Below are 17793 nucleotides of genomic sequence, written 5' to 3' on the forward strand. Positions count from 1 at the left end.
TCAACCGCCGATCGCCGACATGGGCCGGTCGGGCTGCTGGAAGTCGGGGCTGTTGATCGCGTGGCCAGCACCCTTGCGGGCAACGGCTCCACGCCACGCTGCCTCGATGTCGGCATCGCCCGAGCCGCCGCGCAGCAGCGAGCGCAGGTCGGACTCGCGGGTGGCGAACAGGCAGGTGCGGAGCTGGCCGTCGGCGGTCAGCCGGACCCGGTCACAGGTGCCGCAGAACGCACGGGTGACGCTGGCGATCACGCCGATCAGGTGGTCGGTGCCGACGACGCGCCACTCCTCGGCGGGCGCGTTGTCCTCACGCTCGACCGGCTCGAGCGTGAAGCGCTTGCTGAGCCGCTCCACGATCTCGTCGGCCGTGATCATCTTGTCGCGCTCCCAGGCCGCCTGGGCGTCGAGCGGCATCGACTCGATGAAGCGCATGCGGTAGCCGTACTCCACCGCGAACTCGGCCAGGTCGACGATCTCGTCGTCGTTGACGCCGCGCACGGGGACCGCATTGATCTTGACCGGGCTCAGGCCGGCGTCCTGAGCGGCGCGCAGTCCGGCGAAGACGTCGTCGATGCGGTTGCGCCGGGTGATCTCCTGATAGCGGTCTCGGCGGAGGGTGTCGAGGCTGACGTTGACCCGGTGCAGCCCGGCGTCGGCGAGGGCGGGCGCCATGCGCTTGAGGCCGATGCCGTTGGTCGTCAGCGAGACCTTGAGTGCCGGGTCGATATCGACGATGCGGGACACCAGGCCGGGGAGCCCGTGACGCAGCAGCGGCTCGCCGCCGGTCAGGCGCACGGTGCGGATGCCGAGGCGATCGACACCGATCCCGATCAGCCGGACGATCTCGTCGTCGGAGAGCACCTCGGCGCGGGTCAGCCAGGAGAGGCCTTCCTCCGGCATGCAGTACGTGCAGCGCAGGTTGCACCGGTCGGTCACTGAGACCCGGAGGTCGGTGTGCACGCGGCCGAAGCCGTCAGCAAGCGGTTCGATGCGCGCATCGGCGTACGTCGTTGGCACCAGGACTCCGCTTCTCCCCACGTTTCGTGACTCTGCTCTGACCTGCACCATCCGCGATCCGCGGGGCGCGGTCAACGCGGAAGATTCGATGGGCCGATAACGTCCGGTGATGGGCGCGCGGGGGAGCGGTGTGCCGTGTGATCCGGGCCATGTGCACGGGGCTGCCGGGGACATGGGGACGCTGGCATAGGTGTCGGTTATCGGGTCATCGAACACCGTTCATTGACTTGCTCCAGGCAAGGGAAGAGGGTGGCAATCGGGCGCGCGCGACAAGCGCGGAGGGGCCCGGACACGGCGAGATCACCGGCTACAGCTCGGGGGTCAGATCATGAGGAGAAGCGCGGATGAAGAAGACCCCGATCGAGGATCCTGCCGATCATCTCGTCGTCACTCCGCCGAAGAAGTGGGCCGCCGGCGTGCCTGCCGTCCGTCACGCGATGGAGTACTCCTTCGAGCAGACCACCGTGAAGCGCACGATGCTCACCCTGCTGAACCTCAACCAGGTCAAGGGATTCGACTGCCCCGGTTGCGCGTGGCCGGAGCCTGACCACCGCCACAAGAACGAGTACTGCGAGAACGGCGCCAAGCACATCAACGACGAGGCGACCTCGCGGCGGGTGACGCGGGAGTTCTTCGCGAAGCACTCGATCGAGGAGCTCGACGGAATGTCGGACCTCTGGCTCAACCAGCAGGGCCGTCTCACGGAGCCCATGGTCAAGCGCCCCGGTGCCACGCACTACCAGCCGATCGCCTGGCAGGACGCGTTCTCGCTGATGGCCAGCGAGCTCAACGGGCTGGACTCTCCGGACGAGGCGATGTTCTACGTCTCCGGCCGGCTCAACAACGAGGCCGCCTTCCTGCTCCAGCTCTTCTCCCGGGCCTACGGCACCAACAACCTGCCGGACTGCTCGAACATGTGCCACGAGTCCAGCGGCTCGGCGCTCGCGGAGACGCTCGGCATCGGCAAGGGCAGCGTCCAGCTCGAGGACATCTACAACGCCGACCTGATCTTCGTCGTCGGCCAGAACCCCGGCACGAACCACCCGCGCATGCTCTCTGCCCTCGAGCACACCAAGAAGAACGGTGGCCAGGTGGTCGCGGTCAACACGTTGCCCGAGGCCGGCCTGTTCCGGTTCAAGAACCCGCAGAAGGCCAGCGGCGTCGTCGGCAAGGGCACCTTCATCGCCGACCAGTTCGTGCACATTCGCCCGGGTGGCGACCTGGCCCTCTTCAAGATGCTGAACCGCCTGATCCTCGAGTCCGACGCCGGCAGCCTCCAGGGCGGCGGCACGGGCGAGATCGACCGCGACTACATCGCGCAGCACACCGCCGGGTTCGAGGAGTTCGAGGCACAGGCCCGGGACATCACCTGGGAGCAGACGCTCGAGGCGACGGGCCTGACCCGCAACGACATCGAGGCCATCCACGAGAAGGTGCTGGCCAGCAAGTCCGTCATCGTCTGCTGGGCGATGGGCCTGACGCAGCAGAAGCACGGTGTCCCCACCATCCGTGAGGTCGTCAACTTCCTGATGCTGCGCGGCAACATCGGCAAGCCCAATGCCGGCGTCTGCCCGGTGCGCGGCCACTCCAACGTGCAGGGCGACCGCACGATGGGTGTCTGGGAGCAGATGTCGGACGAGTTCCTCGACGATCTCGGCAAGGAGTTCGGTTTCGATCCGCCGCGCAAGCACGGCCTCGACGCTGTTGCGGGCGTCCGGGCCATGCGCGACCGCAAGGCCAAGGTCTTCATCGGTGTCGCGGGCAACTTCGCCCGCGCCATGTCCGACAGTGACGTGACGGCGGCCGCGTTGCGCAACTGCAGCCTGACCGTCCAGGTCTCCACGAAGCTCAACCGGTCCCACACGATCACCGGTGAGACTGCCCTGATCCTGCCGACCCTGGGTCGCAGCGACCGCGACATCCAGGCCGCCGGCGAGCAGTACATCACCGTCGAGGACTCGATGAGCGCCGTGCACCGCTCGCACGGCAAGCTGCCGCCCGCCTCGGAGCACCTGCTCAGCGAGGTCGCGATCATCTCCCGCCTCGCCCAGCTCACCCTCGGTGACGAGCCAGCCATCCCGTGGGTCGACTTCGAGGCAAACTACGACACCATCCGGGACCGGATCTCGCGGGTCATCCCCGGCTTCGAGAACTTCAACGAGCGGATCAAGCACCCCGGTGGCTTCACCCTGCCCAACCCGGTCAACGAGGGCGTCTACCCGACGCCCAACGGCAAGGCCAACTTCAGCCTCAACGAGCTGGAGTGGCTGGAGACGCCGCCGGGTCACCTGATCCTGCAGTCGCTGCGCTCGCACGACCAGTGGAACACCATCCCCTACGCGATGGACGACCGCTATCGCGGCATCCACAACGCGCGCCACATCGTGATGGTCAGCCCGGAGGACATCGCCGAGCTCGGTTTCCAGGACGGCGAGCAGGTCGACATCGTCAGCGTCTGGAGCGACGGCGTCGAGCGTCGTGCCCCTGGGTTCACGCTGGTGGGCTACCCGGCGAGCCGGGGCTCCGCCGCGGCCTACTACCCGGAGACGAACGTCCTGGTGCCGCTCGACAGCGTCGCCGACATCAGCAACACCCCGACCTCCAAGGGCGTGCTGGTCCGCTTCGAGCGGGCAGCCGCCGCCGTGGGCTGAGGTGGCCAGCACCTCCCGCAGCTGGGTCCCGGTCGCTGGCGCCCTTGTCGTGGGCGGCTGGGGCGCCAACCAGTTCACCCCGCTCTCGGTGGTCTACCGGGTCGATGAGGGCTGGGGCCAGCTCCCGGTCATCACGATGTTCACGATCTACCTGCTCGGGCTGGTGCCCGCGCTCCTCGTGGGGTGCCGGCTGGCTGACCGCTTCGGGAGGCGTCGGGTGGTGCGCCTGGCTCTGGTGCTCCAGGTCGCTTCCAGTGTGGGCCTGGCCGGCGCCGCCTGGTCGGAGTACGCCGTCTACGGCAGCCGCATGGCGACCGGCGTCGCGACGGGCCTGATCGTCTCGGCCGCGGGTGCCTGGCTCCAGGAGCTGTCCTCGGACGTCACTCCCGGCCAGGGTGCCCGTCGTGCGGTGTATGCCACCGGCGCAGGCTTCGCGTTCGGACCAGTCGCTGCAGGAGCGATGGCGGAATGGCTTCCCCTCCCGCTGGTCCTGCCCTGCTTCGTGCATGCTGCCTGCGCTGCGCTGGCCCTGCTGGCCGCGGCACGTGTCCCCGAGACCGCGCCGGCCTGGACTGCACCGTCCTCGACCGGTCCGGCGGCTGCCGGCGCACCGGGGGTCCGGCGCACCGCACTCATGCACCCGCGTTTCCTCGGGCTCGTCCTGCCCGCGAGCCCCGCCATCTTCGCGGCCGTCACCGTCTCCTACGTCGTGCTCCCTCCGCTCGTCCACGACCAGGTGCGTGACATCGCGCCACTGTTCAGCGGTCTCATCGCCGCCGTCACGCTCAGCGTGGGCCTCGCGATCCAGCCCCTGGCCGCGCGCATCGATCGCCCCGGCAGCAGTCGCGCAACGCTGACCGCGATGGCGACCGTTGTCGTCGGGCTGCTCGCGGGTGCCCTGGCCGTGGACCAGAGGTCGCCCGCGCTCGTCGTCCTCGCCGCCGCCCTGCTCGGTGCGGGCTACGGCCTGACCCTCGAGTCCGGGCTGACCGAGATCAACCGGATCACGCCGCCGTCCGCGCTGCCCACTGTCTCCGCGCTCTTCCAGGGCGTCGCCCACAGCGGCTTCCTCGCGCCACTGCTGCTCGCGATCATGGCCGGCTCCGCGTCGTACCCGGAGCTGCTGGCGGGCCTCGCCCTCATCGGGCTGGTGCTGTTGATCGCCGCGGCACTGTGGGACCACCACCACGTCGAGGACCACACTGATCACCGTCTGCCCGGACTGACCGGCGCCGACGTCCCGAAGGGAGCCGAACCATGGGCCGAGTGACCGTACGACGTCGCGTGCTGCGTTATCGGGATGGCGTCGTCGACCACCGCCCCGATGCCCTCGCGGCGGAGGAGCCGATGGAGATCCGGGTCAACGGGCGGCCGCTGACCGTCACGATGCGCACCCCGGGCAGCGACTTCGACCTGGCGGTGGGCTTCCTCGTCAGCGAGGGTGTGGTGCACCGGGCGAGCGACGTCATCGCCGTGCGCTACTGCGCGGGTGCGACTGCTGACGGCAGCAACACCTACAACGTCGTGGACGTCCAGCTGGCCGGCAACGTGCCGCCGCCGGACGCCTCGCTGGAGCGCAACTTCTACACGACCTCGTCGTGCGGGCTGTGTGGCAAGGCATCTCTGGAGGCCGTCCGCACCGTGTCGGCCTGGTCCGTCGAGGACGACCCGCTGCGGGTGAGCCCCGACGTGGTCGTCTCGCTGCCCGATCGCCTGCGTGCTGCCCAGAAGGTCTTCGACAGCACCGGTGGCCTGCACGCGGCCGGGCTGTTCTCGTCCGCCGGGGAGCTGCTGACGCTGCGCGAGGACGTCGGCCGCCACAACGCGGTGGACAAGGTGGTCGGCGACGGCGTGCTCAACGGCCGTCTGCCCTTGCGCGACAGCATCCTGATGGTGAGCGGTCGCGCGTCGTTCGAGCTCGTGCAGAAGGCCGTCATGGCCGGCATCCCGATGCTGGCCGCGGTCTCCGCGCCGTCGTCGCTGGCCGTCGACCTGGCCGAGGACAACGGGTTGACCCTGGTCGGCTTCCTGCGGGGCAACTCGATGAACGTCTACACCGGAGCCGAGCGCCTCGACCTCGCCTGAGATCACCATCGGGGTGGGTTGTGACCCGGACGCCGCTGTGCGGTGGGAGGGAGCGGCGCCCGGGTGGCTCAGTGCGCGACCAGCAGCGCGTCCGCCCGGGCGACCACGGGGTCGCAGTCGGCACCCGCCGCGGTGACCAGGTCGTGCAGTTGCACGCGCATCCGCGGGTCCCAGAACGTCCGGATGTGACCAGCCACGGTCCGCGCCGCCACGTCCTCGGGGACGTGGCGGAACTGCGCGGCGATCTCGGTCGCCAGCCGCAGCGTCGGAGGAGTGCTCATCGGGCGCCCCCGGCAGTGCTGTCCACGGTGCGGCCTGCGCCGGCGAGCTGCTGCTCCTGGCCGTGGGCACCGACCGACACCTGCACCGCCGTGACCTTGTACTCCGGGCAGTTGGTCGCCCAGTCGGAGTTGTCGGTCGTGACCACGTTGGCACCGCTCAGCGGGTAGTGGAAAGTCGTGTAGACGACCCCCGCCGGCATGCGGTCGGACAGGACCGCGCGCAGCAGGGTCTCACCGGTGCGGCTGGTGATGGTCACCTCGTCGCCGTCGACGATGCCGCGGTCCTCGGCGTCGTGCGGGTGGATCTCGAGGGTGTCCTCGGCGTGCCACATGACGTTGGGAGTACGCCGCGTCTGGGCGCCCACGTTGTACTGGCTCAAGATGCGGCCCGTCGTGAGGATCAGCGGGTACTTCCGGGTGGAGCGCTCGGTCGTCGGCACGAACGTGGTCACCATGAACCGGCCCTTGCCGCGGGTGAACTCGTCGGTGTGCATGATCGGCGTGCCCGGGTCGGCCTCGTCGACGCACGGCCACTGGATGCTGCCGAGCCGGTCCAGCTTCTCGAACGAGACCCCGTGGAAGGTCGGCGTGAGCACCGCGATCTCGTCCATGATCTGGCTCGGGTCGTCGTAGCTCATGTCGTAGCCCATGGCCGTCGCGATCTCGCACGGGATCTGCCACTCGTGCTTGCCGGTCGCGGGCGCCATCACCGGACGCACGCGGTTGATCCGGCGCTCGGCGTTGGTGAACGTGCCGTCCTTCTCGAGGAACGACGTGCCGGGCAGGAACACGTGCGCGAGTGCTGCCGTCTCGTTCAGGAACAGGTCCTGGACGACGAGCAGGTCGAGCGACTTCAGCGACGCGTAGACGTGGCTGGTGTTGGGGTCGGACTGGGCGATGTCCTCGCCCTGCACGTAGAGGCCGCGGAAGGACCCGTCGAGTGCGGAGTCGAACATGTTGGGGATCCGCAGGCCGGGGGTCGGGGCGATCGGGCTGCGCCAGAGGTTCTCGAAGACCTCGCGGACCGCGTCGTCGGAGACGTGGCGGTAGCCGGGCAGCTCGTGCGGGAACGAGCCCATGTCGCAGGAGCCCTGCACATTGTTCTGACCACGCAGCGGGTTGACGCCCACGCCGTCACGACCGATGTTGCCGGTCGCCATGGCCAGGTTGGCCATGCCCATGACCATCGTGGAGCCCTGGCTGTGCTCGGTGACACCGAGGCCGTAGTAGATCGCGCCGTTGCCCGCGTTGGCGTAGAGCCGGGCCGCAGCGCGGACGTCGGCGGCAGGGACGCCCGTGATCGGCTCCGCTGCCTCCGGGCTCTGCTCGGGGCGGGCAACGAACGCCGCCCACTCGTCGTACTCCTCGCAGCGGTTGTCGATGAACTCCTGGTCCACCAGGCCCTCGGTGACGATGACGTGCGCCATCGCGTTGACCATGGCGACGTTGGAGCCGGGCGCGAGGGGCAGGTGGTAGTCCGCCTCCACGTGCGGGGAGCGGACCAGGTCGATGCGGCGGGGATCGATGACGATCAGGTTGGCGCCCTCGCGCAGCCGGCGCTTCATCCGGGAGGCGAAGACGGGGTGGCCGTCGGTCGGGTTGGCGCCGATCACGACGATCACGTCGGCCTTGGCCACCGAGCGGAAGTCCTGCGTGCCCGCGGACTCACCGAAGGTCTGCTTCAGGCCGTAGCCCGTCGGGGAGTGGCAGACGCGGGCGCAGGTGTCGACGTTGTTGTTGCCGAACGCGGCGCGCACCATCTTCTGGACCGTGTAGACCTCCTCGTTCGTGGTGCGCGAGGAGGTGATGCCGCCGATGGCGCCGACGCCGTACTTGTCCTGGATGGCGCGCATCTTCCTTGCCACGTAGGCGATCGCGGTCTCCCAGTCGACGACCTGCCAGTCGTCGGTGATGCTCTCGCGGATCATCGGGTTGAGCTGGCGGTCCTTGTGGGTGGCGTAGCCGAAGGCGAAGCGGCCCTTGACGCACGCGTGGCCCTCGTTGGCGCCGCCGTCCTCGTCCGGGACCATCCGGATCAGCTGGTCGCCACGGAGCTCTGCCTTGAAGGAGCAGCCGACGCCGCAGTAGGCGCAGGTGGTCTTGACCGAGCGGGTCGGCATGCCGAGCTCGACGACCGCCTTCTCCTGCAGGGTCGAGGTCGGGCAGGCCTGCACGCAGGCGCCACACGAGACGCACTCGGACTCGAGGAAGCTCTCGCCGGCACCGGCGGAGACCTGGGAGTCGAAGCCGCGGCCCTCGATGGTGAGCGCGAAGGTGCCCTGGATGTCGCTGCACGCACGCACGCAGCGCGAGCAGGAGATGCACTTCGAGGGATCGAAGTCGAAGTACGGGTTGCTGGTGTCCTTCTCCAGGTCGAGGTGGTTCGCGCCCTCGTAGCCGTAGCGGACCTGGCGCAGGCCCACGACACCGGCCATGTCCTGCAGCTCGCAGTCGCCGTTGGCCGGACAGGTCAGGCAGTCGAGCGGGTGGTCGGAGATGTAGAGCTCCATGACGCCCTGGCGGAGCTTCTCCAGCTTGGGGCTCTGGGTCTTCACCTGCATGCCTTCGGCACACGGCGTCGTACAGGAAGCAGGGGTGCCGCGACGGCCGTCGATCTCGACGACGCAGAGCCGGCACGAGCCGAACGCGTCGAGGCTGTCGGTCGCGCAGAGCTTGGGGATGTCGAGGCCGGCGAGCGCTGCCGCTCGCATGACCGAGGTGCCTTCAGGTACGTCGATGGGGACACCGTCGATCTGGACGGTGACGGCCGGTGCGCCCTCGGGCGGGGCAGGGGTGCCGAGGTCGTGGCTCTTGAGCAGTGTCATCGTGCCGCCTCCTTGCGGTCGTGGACGCCCGGGGTGAAGTCCTCGGGGAAGTGCAGGAGCGCGCTGCGCACGGGGTTGGGGGTGAGCCCGCCCATCGCGCACAGCGACCCGTCGGTCATGAGTTCGCAGAGATCGTTGAGCAGCGCGAGGTTGCCGTCGGGGTCAACGCCGCCGACGATCTTGTCGATGGTCTCGACGCCGCGGATCGAGCCGACGCGGCACGGCGTGCACTTGCCGCACGACTCCTCGGCGCAGAACTCCATCGCGAAGCGCGCCATGTGGGCCATGTCGACGGTGTCGTCGAAGACGGTGATGCCGCCGTGGCCGAGCATCGCGTCTGCTGCGGCGAACGCCTCGTAGTCGGTGGGGATGTCGAGCTTGTCGGCGGGGATGTACTGACCCAGCGGGCCGCCGACCTGGACGGCCCGGAGCGGGCGACCCGTGCGGGTGCCGCCTCCGTACTCGTGGACGAGCTTCTCCAGCGAGATGCCGAACGCCGTCTCGAAGGCACCGCCGCGGGCGATGTTGCCGGCGAGCTGGAAGACCTGGGTGCCGCGCGAGCGGTCGACACCGAGCTCGGCGTACTTCGTGCCGCCTTCGGCGAGGATCGTGGGCACGCTGACCAGCGTGAGCACGTTGTTGACGACCGTCGGCTTGCCGAACAGGCCGGTGATCGCGGGGATCGGCGGCTTGGCGCGCACCATGCCGCGCTTGCCCTCGAGGCTCTCGAGCATCGAGGTCTCCTCGCCGCAGATGTAGGCGCCCGCGCCGATGCGCAGGTGGATGTCGAAGGTGTATCCGGAGCCGAGCACGTCGGCGCCCAGCCAGCCGGCTGCCCGCGCAGCGTCGATCGCCTCCTTGAGGGCATGAGCCGCGTCGGGGTACTCCGAGCGCAGGTAGATGTAGCCCTCGCTGGCCCCGACCGCGTAGCCCGCGATCGTCATGCCCTCCAGCAGCGCGAACGGGTCGCCCTCCATGACCATGCGGTCGGCGAACGTGCCGCTGTCGCCCTCGTCGGCGTTGCAGCAGACGAACTTGAGCTCGCCCGGGGTGTCGGCAACCGTCTTCCACTTGATGCCGGCGGGGAAGCCGGCGCCACCGCGGCCGCGCAGGCCGGAGTCGGTGACCTCGGCGACGACCTGCTGCGGGTCGAGGGAGAGAGCGTGGCGGAGGCCGGCCAGGCCGCCGTGCGCCTCGTAGTCAGTCGTTGAAACCGGGTCGGTCACGCCGACGCGGGCCAGGCAGATGCGCTGCTGGTCGCGCATCCAGGGCAGGTCCTCGACCAGCCCCAGGTACGACGGGTGGTCCCGGGCGGTCGTGTGGCCGCCCGCGCCGTCGAGCACGCCGTCGAGCATGCCGGCTGCGACCAGGCCGTCGACGTCAGCGGGGGAGACCGGGCCGTAGCCGACCCGTCCGGCAGGGGTCTCGACCTCGACGAGCGGCTCGAGCCAGAGCATGCCGCGGGTGCCGGTGCGGACCACGTGCAGGTCGACTCCCGCGGCCGCGGCGGCCAGGACGAGGGCGTCGGCGACCTCGTTGGCGCCGACGGAGGTGGCGGCGGAGTCGCGGGAGACGTAGACCCGGGTGATCGGGCTGGTGCTTGAGGTGGTCATCGTGACTTCTCCTTGAGCAGCTCGGCGATGGTGTCGCGGTCGAGGCGACCGTGCACGCGACCGTCGATCCGGCCCGTGGGGCCCAGGGCGCAGTTGCCGAAGCAGAAGACCTGGTCGAGGGTGATCGCGCCGTTCGAGGTGGTCGATCCGGTCTTGCAGCCGAGCTCCTGCTCGAGCTCGGCGACCAGCGCCTCGGCACCGACCGCCTGGCAGGCCTCGGCCCGGCACAGCTCGATGGAGTGCCGGCCGACCGGCTCGGAGCGGAAGTCCTTGTAGAACGTGATGACTCCGTGCACGTCCGCGCGGGAGAGGTTCAGCTCCCGCGCGATGAGGGGGACCGCATCCGGGGGGACGAAGCCGATCCGTTCCTGGATCTCGTGAAGGATGACCAGGAGAGGTCCGCGCTCGGCGCGATGGGCATCGACAGCGCTGCGGACCAGGTCTGAGAGGTCGCCTGCGTTGCCGGCCGTGCCAGTGGTGATCGTCATCGGGTTTCTCCGCTCGTCGGAGGGGATGGTGGGTGTCCACACGGTTCAAGGGCCGTGGGGACACCCCGTTCAGCTGCTGGCAGGTCAGCCGGTGAAGAGCTGGGCCGCTGCCTTGACTGCGTTGTAGAGGCCGTAGGCCAGGGGGACCGATACGAGGGCCCACGAGGCGGCGATGCGCGGCGTGTGGTTGGTGGTGTGCGCCGGGTTGGTCATGGCTGCACTCCTCTCGGGTGGGAACGGATGTTGGTCGGCAGGGGCTCAGCGGTCAGTGGGCCGCTTCGACGGCGTCCTTGACCTGGCCCTTCTCGTGCCACTTCTCGGAGACCGGGCGGATCATCAGGTTGGCCACGAAGCCGACCGCGAGCACGCCCGCCATGATCAGCAGCGCCGGACGGTAGTCGGCGGCCACGAGGGAGCCCGGCTCGCCGCGGGTGTCGAGCACCCGGTTGACGATCAGCGGGCCGACGACCCCGGCAGTCGACCAGGCAGTCAACAGGCGGCCGTGAATGGCGCCGACCTGGTAGGTGCCGAAGAGGTCGCGGAGGTACGCCGGGACGGTGGCGAAGCCGCCGCCGTAGAAGGAGATGATCAGGAAGCAGAAGGCGACGAAGAGGGCAGTCGACTGCGACCCGAAGGAAGCCAGGCCGAGGTAGAGCAGGACGCCGACGCCGAGGTACATCATGTAGATCGGCTTGCGTCCGGTGAAGTCCGACGTCGAGGACCAGACGATGCGGCCGCCCATGTTGGCCAGGGAGAGCAGGCCCACGAAGCCCGCCGCGACGATCACGGTGACAGTCGAGACGTCGCCCTCGCGGAAGAAGTCCTGGATCATCGCGGCTGCCTGCTCGAGGATGCCGATGCCGGCGGTCACGTTGCAGAGCAGGACGGTCCAGAGCAGCCAGAACTGAGGGGTCTTGATGGCGTTGGCGGCAGACACGTGGCCGCTGCTGACCATCGACTTCTGCTTCACCGTGGTCGGGTCGAAGCCGGCCGGCGACCAGCCCGGTGCAGGGACCTTGACCGTGAAGACGCCGAACATCATGACCAGGAAGTAGACGACGCCGAGCGTGATGAACATCTGCATGACGGCGTGGCCGTCGGGGGTTGCGCCGCCGTAGCGGGCGAGCAGCTCACGCTCCAGCGGAGCTGCCACCATCGCGCCGCCGCCGAAGCCCATGATCGCCATGCCGGTGGCCAGGCCCGGCCGGTCCGGGAACCACTTCATCAGGGTCGAGACCGGGGAGATGTAGCCGATGCCGAGGCCGATGCCGCCGATGAATCCGTAGCCCAGGTAGAGCAGCCAGAGCTGCTCGGTCGCGATGCCGGCCGAGCCGATCATGAAGCCGGTGGACCAGCAGCAGGCGGCCGTGAACATCGCCTTGCGGGGACCGTTGCGGTCGACCCAGGTGCCGAAGAGTGCCGCGGATACGCCGAGCATGACGATGGCGATGGAGAAGATGATGCCGATCGAGGTCAGGCTCGCGTTGAAGTGCTCGACGAGTGTGGCCTTGTAGACGCTCGTGGCGTAGGCCTGCCCGATGCAGAGGTGGATCGCGAGCGCGGCGGGCGGGATCAGCCAGCGGCTGTAGCCGGGCGGGGCCACCGTGTGCTCACGATCCAGAAATGACAGCGCAGCCATTGCGCACCTCCTTGTGCGGCCGGACAGGTAAGGGGGCTCGTCCAGCGCCGCAGATCCGACCGGGCTCCGCGAGGACGTCAGCGCACCGGGCCAGCGGATCGGAAATCCCCCGGATCCCCGATCCGCTGGCCGAGTGTGACGGCGGTCACCCGCCGTCACCCAACTGTCGCGTCAGGCAGTGATCGAGGTCAAAGAGATCCCGTCTATGTCCTGATAACCGTGAGTGATCACCGCGTGCGGTGGCCTACGGGTGTCGGGCGGACCTCGCGCGGGCGAGGAGGTCCTTCAGGTCCTGGTCGACCTGGGTGCGGATGTCGGTCGACAGCGCGATCTCGACGAGTCGCTCGGCGAGCAGGGACTCCAGCCCCCGGCCGGCGAGGACCAGGCCGACGTGGAAGGAGCGCTGGGGCTGCGGGAGCGGGATGGCGTGCAGCCCGGGCGGAATGCCGAAGTCGTGCAACCAGGTGTGCGGGATGACGCTCGCGAGGCCCATCGCGGCCACGTGGGCGTAGACCGCCGAGACCGTGTCGGTCTCGACGACGGGGCGGACCTCGACGCCGGCATCGGTGAAGTAGCCGTCGAGGATCCGGCGGTTCTGCATCACGGGAAGCAGCAGGCACAGGCGTGCGCCGGCGGCTTCGGCCCAGCTGATCGAGTCGCGCTCGGCGTACGGCGAGTCCGCCGGCGTCAGGAAGAGGTAGCGCTCCCGGTAGAGCGGGATCACCCGAACGCCTCCGAGCGGTTCGCCATCGACGTACGTCATGCCGACATCGATGTCGAAGTCGTTGAGCCGGGCGACGATCTCGCGCGAGGACATCGACTCGAGCGAGAAGTTGACCATCGGGTGCTGCTCCTGCATCGGCCCGGTCAGGATGGACACGATGCTGAGCGCGGTCGGGATGGCGCCGATGCGCAGGGTGCCGGAGAGCGCTCCGCGCATGTTCGACAGCGTCTGCTCCAGGGACTGGCGCTCGGCCACGACCCGCTGCGCCCAGCGGAGGACCTGGTGGCCCTCGGGGGTGAAGCCCTCGAACCGCTGCCCGCGTTGGACCACCTGAACGCCGAGTGTGGTCTCGAGCTTGCGGATGCCCGCGGAGAGAGCCGGCTGCGAGACGTGGCAGGCGTCGGCGGCGCGACCGAAGTGGCCCTCTTGCGCGAGGGCCGTCAGGTACTCCAGCTGACGCAGCAACACAGGTCATGGATATCAGATCGTGGCCGTTCAGTCAGCGTTGGCTATCAACGCACGCGCTCGGCCATGCGGGTCTAGCCTCGGTCCATGGGACTCCAGGGAGTACGACGCGGCGCGGGTCCGGTTGCGCTGCCCGTGTCGATCGCGCTGCTGCTGCTCGCGTTCGTGGCTGGAGGTTGTGGCGGCCCCGATGAGAAGACCCAGCGTGTGATCGACGAGATCGACGACGCCAGGCTCACGCTCTACGAGGTCTCCTTGCGTGACGCCGAGCCGGTGTCGTCGAAGGTCCAGGATGACGGTTCGGTCTCGGTCCGCTACGACCGCGACAACGGCTACTACGGGTTCACGTTGGTGATCCGCAAGGCCGTCTACGACCCGCACGCGTGCAAGGCGCGGCGTGACGAGGGCGCCACCTGCTCCTGGCGCGACGGGATCCTGCGAAGCACCTTCGAGGAGATGAGCGAGGTCGCGCTGGACCGTGGTGGCGAGACGCTCGCCCTCAGCGGCCTGGTCACGGAGAAGGACCCGGAGCTGCTCGAGGATGCGGTCGAGGCCCTCCAGAAGGCGAAGAAGGTCGACGCGGAGACCGTCGCGTCCTACTGATGGTCCCCAACGGGGGACTCCTATCGGGCAGAGTTCGGGTCCCGGGGTTGGGGACCATCTCGATCGCGCGGGTCCGTGAGCTCACTGATCAGGTCCTGGTGCTCCTCGATCTCCGCCTCGAGCGCATCGGTCAGGTCGGCGATCAGCGACGGCTGCTCGTTCGACGGCCTGGGCGCGACCGAGCGCCAGGCTCCCTCGACGGCCTGGAGCACGTCGATCGTGCGGGCCGCCATGATCTCGGGCTTGGTCACCTCGCGCTTGACGTACTTCGCGACGAACCGCTGCAGCTCCGTGTCGACGCCGACCACCTTGTTCAGCAGGGACGCGCGCAGGCCCTCGGCCCGCAGGTGGACCTTCACCTGGTTGGGCAGGGGCGAGGCGATGTCGATGAAGATCTTCAGCTCCCCGATCGCCAGTGCCGTCAGGATCAGCGGCACCTCGAGGTCCGCGTGGAAGCGGTGCCTGTCGACCTGCAGGTGCACGTCGAAGGTGAGCTCGATCGGCAGCAGGACGCGGTAGCTCACCGCGTCACCGGCGATCGGTCGGGCCGTGGCGGAGCCGATGGTGCCCTTCGCGGTGACCTTGGCGATCTTGCCCGGCCCGACCCCGAGCGGTCCGACGTCGATGGGCTGTCCCGCGAGCGTGTTCACGCCGGCGAGGATGCGCTCCGGAGTGACTGCGAGCGCGAAGAAGCGACGGCCGAACTCGCCGTAGGAGAACTGGTCTGTGGCGTCACTCACAGTGGCGACAGTAGGGCGTCAGATCCACCTTTGGAACCAGATGCGGCTCTGCCACTCCGAGAGCGTGAGCAGTCCGTTGGTCCAGATCGGCCAGAACCAGGCGAAATTCAGCAGCACCAGGACCACGAAGGTCCCCGCCACGATCGTCCCCGTCGTACGCCGTGACGAGGGGCCGCGACCGGGCCCGAGCAACTGTCCGATCACCAGGGTGAGCGCGATGACGAGGAAGGGCAGGAAGGCCGATGCGTAGAACAGGAAGATCGGCCGGCTGTCGTTGAGCTGCCACGGCAACCAGGTCGACAGCACGCCGACGACGGCCAGGCCGTAGCGCCAGTCGCGGCGCCCGATCCAGGCGACGACGGCGTACAGGAAGGCCAGGGCGCCTGCCCACCACAGCACCGGGGTGCCGAGGATCAGCACCTCCCGGATGCAGTGGCTGCCGGTCGCGGCGAGGCAGCCCTGCTCGCCACGGGGGATGTCGTTCTCGACGCTGGCCGACACCGGGCGACCGAGCAGCGGCCAGCTGCCTGGATCGGAGGCGTAGGAGTGTGTGCTGCAGTTCAGGAACTTCGTGTGGAAGCGGTAGACGTCCTGGTGGTAGAGCCACAGCGAGTGCAGTGACTGGGTCACCTCGCCGAAGCCGTGCGCGTCCTTCTGCTTCGAGGTCGCCCACACCCGGTCGTCGTCGTACTTGACGTCCTTCATCTCCTCCTTGTCGCACGTCCCGGCCCAGGAGTCGTAGCGGTGGTACTGCGTGGAGGAGAGGTGATCTTCGTACGTGCTCGCGTGCGCCAGCCAGCCGCTCCAGCTCGCCAGGTAGACGATCAGCGCCACGACGACGAGGTGCAGGAAGGCCGGGATGCCGTCGACCAGTGCCGACTTGAGCACCGCGAGGCGTACGCCGCTGGCCCGTCGCGCGCCTGCCGACCAGAACCAGACCATGAGTCCGAAGGCTGCGAGTGGCCAGATCGCGGTCCACTTCGTGCCGCACGCCAGTCCGAAGGAGATGCCGGCGGCGAAGAGCCAGGGGCGCCACCAGAGCTTCGGGCCCCAGCTGCCTGCACCGCGCTGCGGACGGTCGATCGCCGGTGCCATCACGCGCAGGCGCATCCAGTCGCGGTCGGCCACGACGCAGTGCACGGCGAGGAGGATCCAGAAGGCGAGGAAGATGTCGAGCAGGCCCATGCGCGAGAGCACCAGCTGCATTCCGTCGAAGCAGAGCAGCAGGCCGGCGATCATGCCGAGCATCGTGGAGCCCGTGAGCCGCCGCACGAGCCTGCACATCACGAGGACCATCAACGCCCCGGTGACCGCGGCCGCGATGCGCCAGCCGAACGGGTCCATGCCGAAGGCCTTCTCGCCGAGCGCGATCATCCACTTGCCGACCTCGGGGTGGACCGTCATCGACGGCTGGTCGAGCCACTGGTCGGTGGTGTGCCCGGCGAGGATCTTGGCGTCCGCCCCCTCGGCGTACTGCTTGACGTAGCCGAAGTGCAGCAGCGACCACGCGTCCTTGGCGTAGTAGGTCTCGTCGAACGAGAAGCCCCGCGGGCTGCCCAGACGCCACAGTCGCAGGAAGAGGGCGAGCAGGAAGACCGCCAGGCAGCCGAGCCAGCCGAGGAGCGGGTCCTCCAGACGGGTCAGCGGCCGTGCGCGCTCCTGCGCGGGAGGCACCGCGGGAGGTGCAACGGCCAGACTCACGCGCACACCCTATGTGCCGAGAGGTCACGAATGGTCCGCCGAGAGGTCGGGAATGGCGTGGCTGCGATGATTCGGCTCATGACTTCCCTCGGCACGCTCGTCCTCGCGGCCACGCCGATCGGGCAGGTCGCGGACGCACCGCCGAGGCTCGCCTCCGAGCTCGCCACTGCTGACGTGATCGCCGCCGAGGACACCCGGCGGCTCCGTCGGCTCACCACTGACCTCGGCGTCGAGATCACCGGCCGGGTGCTGTCGTACTTCGAGGGCAATGAGGCGGGGCGCACCCCACAACTGCTCGAGGCACTGCTGGCGGGGGAGCGCGTGCTCCTCGTCACGGATGCCGGCATGCCGTCGGTCTCCGACCCGGGCTACCGCCTCGTGGTCGCCGCGGTCGCCGAAGGCGTGCGGGTCACCGCCGTCCCCGGTCCGTCCGCGGTCCTGACTGCGCTCGCTGTCTCGGGCCTCCCTGTCGACCGCTTCTGCTTCGAGGGCTTCCTGCCGCGCAAGGCCGGGGACCGCTCGAGGCGGTTGACGTCGCTGGTCAAGGAGGAGCGCACGATGGTCTTCTTCGAGGCGCCTCACCGCACGCACGCCGCACTCGCTGCGATGGCGGAGGTCCTGGGCGATGACCGGCCGGCCGCCGTGTGCCGCGAGCTCACCAAGACCCACGAAGAAGTACGCCGCGGCCCGCTCGCCGAGCTCGTGGCCTGGGCCGAGGACGGCATTCGTGGCGAGGTGACGATCGTCGTTCAGGGTGCCGATGGCGGCGCTGATGTCCCTGCCGATCCTGATGCATGGCGCGCGCTGGTGGCCGAGATCGAGGCTGAGGGCGCCACCCGCAAGGATGCGATCCTCGAAGTCGCCAGGCGCGCCGGTGTCCCCAAGCGCGAGGTCTACGACGCGGTCCACAAGCCGACCTGACGTCGACACGGCGCGACTTCCGTGCCGACACGGCGCAACC

15 protein-coding genes are annotated in these 17793 nt (G+C 69.1%); 5 read left to right on the forward strand and 10 right to left on the reverse strand.

Annotation, left to right across the window (positions count from 1 at the left end; translation table 11 throughout):
• Positions 1-1017, reverse strand: coding sequence for a GTP 3',8-cyclase MoaA (gene moaA / locus D4739_RS09425; RefSeq protein WP_238473594.1), 1017 nt, complete (start codon positions 1015-1017; stop codon positions 1-3).
• 344 nt (positions 1018-1361) lie between these two features.
• Here moaA and D4739_RS09430 point away from each other — a divergent pair, with 344 nt between their 5' ends.
• The 3 genes from D4739_RS09430 to fdhD are packed head-to-tail and all read left to right on the forward strand — an operon-like array spanning position 1362 to position 5753.
• On the forward strand, positions 1362-3668 hold the full coding sequence (locus D4739_RS09430; protein WP_120060383.1) for an FdhF/YdeP family oxidoreductase: 2307 nt from the start codon (positions 1362-1364) through the stop codon (positions 3666-3668).
• Between the two features lies 1 nt (position 3669).
• Complete coding sequence (locus D4739_RS09435) at positions 3670-4938, forward strand: MFS transporter (protein WP_120060384.1); 1269 nt, start codon at positions 3670-3672, stop codon at positions 4936-4938.
• Positions 4926-5753, forward strand: a complete 828-nt coding sequence (gene fdhD / locus D4739_RS09440) for a formate dehydrogenase accessory sulfurtransferase FdhD (protein WP_120060385.1) — start codon at positions 4926-4928, stop codon at positions 5751-5753. Before D4739_RS09435 ends, fdhD begins: the two co-directional genes overlap by 13 nt.
• Positions 5754-5821: 68 nt before the next feature.
• On the opposite strand, the gene D4739_RS09445 is transcribed toward fdhD, so the two are convergent.
• From D4739_RS09445 to D4739_RS09470, 7 genes are all read right to left on the reverse strand, one after another.
• Positions 5822-6034, reverse strand: a complete 213-nt coding sequence (locus tag D4739_RS09445) for a formate dehydrogenase subunit delta (protein ID WP_120060386.1) — start codon at positions 6032-6034, stop codon at positions 5822-5824.
• The gene (gene fdhF / locus D4739_RS09450) at positions 6031-8859 is read right to left on the reverse strand and encodes a formate dehydrogenase subunit alpha (RefSeq protein ID WP_120060387.1); all 2829 of its coding nucleotides are present in this window, start codon (positions 8857-8859) and stop codon (positions 6031-6033) included. Before fdhF ends, D4739_RS09445 begins: the two co-directional genes overlap by 4 nt.
• Positions 8856-10472: a formate dehydrogenase beta subunit gene (locus tag D4739_RS09455; RefSeq protein ID WP_120060388.1), complete on the reverse strand. Its 1617-nt coding sequence runs from the start codon at positions 10470-10472 to the stop codon at positions 8856-8858. The genes fdhF and D4739_RS09455 overlap by 4 nt, the downstream gene beginning before the upstream one ends.
• A complete protein-coding gene (locus tag D4739_RS09460; RefSeq protein ID WP_120060389.1) occupies positions 10469-10960 on the reverse strand; it encodes a formate dehydrogenase subunit gamma in 492 nt (163 codons plus the stop codon). Before D4739_RS09460 ends, D4739_RS09455 begins: the two co-directional genes overlap by 4 nt.
• A gap of 84 nt (positions 10961-11044) precedes the next feature.
• Positions 11045-11173, reverse strand: coding sequence for an MFS transporter small subunit (locus D4739_RS17350; RefSeq protein ID WP_274380484.1), 129 nt, complete (start codon positions 11171-11173; stop codon positions 11045-11047).
• A 52-nt stretch (positions 11174-11225) separates the two neighbouring features.
• Positions 11226-12599, reverse strand: coding sequence for an OFA family MFS transporter (locus tag D4739_RS09465; protein ID WP_120060390.1), 1374 nt, complete (start codon positions 12597-12599; stop codon positions 11226-11228).
• Between the two features lie 244 nt (positions 12600-12843).
• Positions 12844-13791 (reverse strand): LysR family transcriptional regulator, encoded by a 948-nt coding sequence (locus D4739_RS09470; protein ID WP_120060391.1) that lies wholly within the window; start codon positions 13789-13791, stop codon positions 12844-12846.
• 84 nt (positions 13792-13875) lie between these two features.
• On the opposite strand from D4739_RS09470, the gene D4739_RS09475 reads away from it, so the two are divergent.
• On the forward strand, positions 13876-14391 hold the full coding sequence (locus D4739_RS09475; RefSeq protein ID WP_147384859.1) for a hypothetical protein: 516 nt from the start codon (positions 13876-13878) through the stop codon (positions 14389-14391).
• Positions 14392-14411: 20 nt separating this feature from the next.
• On the opposite strand, the gene D4739_RS09480 is transcribed toward D4739_RS09475, so the two are convergent.
• Both D4739_RS09480 and D4739_RS09485 read right to left on the reverse strand, forming a co-directional pair.
• Positions 14412-15131, reverse strand: coding sequence for a hypothetical protein (locus tag D4739_RS09480; RefSeq protein WP_120060393.1), 720 nt, complete (start codon positions 15129-15131; stop codon positions 14412-14414).
• A gap of 18 nt (positions 15132-15149) precedes the next feature.
• On the reverse strand, positions 15150-16832 hold the full coding sequence (locus D4739_RS09485) for a dolichyl-phosphate-mannose--protein mannosyltransferase (protein WP_238473595.1): 1683 nt from the start codon (positions 16830-16832) through the stop codon (positions 15150-15152).
• Positions 16833-16910: 78 nt separating this feature from the next.
• Here D4739_RS09485 and rsmI point away from each other — a divergent pair, with 78 nt between their 5' ends.
• Complete coding sequence (rsmI, locus tag D4739_RS09490; RefSeq protein WP_120060394.1) at positions 16911-17753, forward strand: 16S rRNA (cytidine(1402)-2'-O)-methyltransferase; 843 nt, start codon at positions 16911-16913, stop codon at positions 17751-17753.
• Positions 17754-17793: the final 40 nt, after the last annotated feature.

The organism is Nocardioides cavernaquae, from assembly GCF_003600895.1.
Classification (GTDB): domain Bacteria; phylum Actinomycetota; class Actinomycetes; order Propionibacteriales; family Nocardioidaceae; genus Nocardioides; species Nocardioides cavernaquae.

Coding starts and splice junctions, on each gene's coding strand:
- D4739_RS09445 (WP_120060386.1), bottom strand. CDS start 6,034: ATGAGCACTCCTCCGACGCTGCGGCTGGCGACCGAGATCGCCGCGCAG.
- fdhF (WP_120060387.1), bottom strand. CDS start 8,859: ATGACACTGCTCAAGAGCCACGACCTCGGCACCCCTGCCCCGCCCGAG.
- rsmI (WP_120060394.1), top strand. CDS start 16,911: ATGACTTCCCTCGGCACGCTCGTCCTCGCGGCCACGCCGATCGGGCAG.
- D4739_RS09460 (WP_120060389.1), bottom strand. CDS start 10,960: ATGACGATCACCACTGGCACGGCCGGCAACGCAGGCGACCTCTCAGAC.
- D4739_RS09430 (WP_120060383.1), top strand. CDS start 1,362: ATGAAGAAGACCCCGATCGAGGATCCTGCCGATCATCTCGTCGTCACT.
- D4739_RS09455 (WP_120060388.1), bottom strand. CDS start 10,472: ATGACCACCTCAAGCACCAGCCCGATCACCCGGGTCTACGTCTCCCGC.
- D4739_RS09465 (WP_120060390.1), bottom strand. CDS start 12,599: ATGGCTGCGCTGTCATTTCTGGATCGTGAGCACACGGTGGCCCCGCCC.
- D4739_RS09475 (WP_147384859.1), top strand. CDS start 13,876: ATGGGACTCCAGGGAGTACGACGCGGCGCGGGTCCGGTTGCGCTGCCC.
- fdhD (WP_120060385.1), top strand. CDS start 4,926: ATGGGCCGAGTGACCGTACGACGTCGCGTGCTGCGTTATCGGGATGGC.
- D4739_RS17350 (WP_274380484.1), bottom strand. CDS start 11,173: ATGACCAACCCGGCGCACACCACCAACCACACGCCGCGCATCGCCGCC.